1 protein-coding gene is annotated in these 452 nt (G+C 64.6%); it reads right to left on the bottom strand.

Features of this window, described 5'->3' with window-relative positions; genetic code table 11:
- Nucleotides 1-290, bottom strand: a 290-nt coding sequence (locus RNB18_RS52000) for an NAD(P)-binding domain-containing protein (protein ID WP_311721056.1), incomplete at its 3' end; no start/stop codon positions are given.
- Nucleotides 291-452 lie beyond the last annotated feature (162 nt).

The raw sequence follows: 452 nt of genomic DNA on the forward strand, positions 1-452 counted from the left end.
GTGGTGTGGGAGACAAACACCGATCCAGACTTGGCGTTTGCGATGAAACCATCAGGACCCCAACCTGTTTCGCGCAACTGTAGGTCGGAGAACAGGCACGACAGCAAGATGTCGCTCTGGGACGCCAACTCTGCCACGGAGCCGGCCAACCTGGCACCGCTCGCCGCGAGGCGGGCCCGGACCTCCTCGCGGCGGCTGTACGCCAGCACCGAGTGGCCGGCACCGAGCAACCGCGCGACCATCGGCTCCCCGAGTTGGCCTGCCCCGATGAATCCTATGGCACGGGTCATTCTCGTCTCCTCAAACCTGGACGGCGCCGACCGGCACAACTGTCGGCAGCCACCTGACGACCCGATCCCACAGCTGTCCACGGTGGCTGGCGAAGTTGTGGCAGTGTCCCGACTTCGGCACGAGGTACAAGGTCACGTCCGGCGACGAACTGTAATTAGCCG

The sequence above is a fragment of the Streptomyces doebereineriae genome, assembly GCF_031845645.1.
Classification (GTDB): Bacteria; Actinomycetota; Actinomycetes; order Streptomycetales; family Streptomycetaceae; genus Streptomyces; species Streptomyces canus.